This is a genomic window from Vibrio sp. S457-15 (genome assembly GCF_000960545.1).
Lineage (GTDB): Bacteria > Pseudomonadota > Gammaproteobacteria > Enterobacterales > Vibrionaceae > Vibrio > Vibrio parahaemolyticus.
Genome location: NZ_JYOQ01000163.1, coordinates 1 through 378 on the forward strand (window position 1 = coordinate 1; position 378 = coordinate 378).

Below are 378 nucleotides of genomic sequence, written 5' to 3' on the forward strand. Positions count from 1 at the left end.
CTAAAACACAAAACCTCTAAACATAGACCCCGCCCCCTTAACATATAACCAACACCACTAGTCGGAAACAGCAGGTGTGTATAAAGAACACCGCCGCACCTTTCATTTCTCAAATCACTTTATCCGTGATCAATAACACCTCGATTAAGAAGCTATTCACCAATATCGTTTCAGCTTAATCCATTAAAGCCTATTGCCTGACCTAAGCTGTCAACCACAATGCCCTGATGAACGTTAGCATCTGTAGTACTCTTCAAAGACACATCGTCTGCCGTGGCATCGTATCCCGCTTGTATATGCGCAACTAACTCATCATTTCCAGCCATTGGGCCATTTAAATCAGCAATCACGTCTTTAAGACTGATCGTGTCTTCCTTA

At 42.9% G+C, this 378-nt stretch carries 1 protein-coding gene; it reads right to left on the bottom strand.

All coding sequences use genetic code 11. The features are described from left to right. Window positions 1-170: 170 nt before the first annotated feature. Window positions 171-378: type I secretion C-terminal target domain-containing protein (locus UF05_RS17065; RefSeq protein ID WP_048852614.1), on the bottom strand; the 208-nt coding region annotated here is incomplete at its 5' end.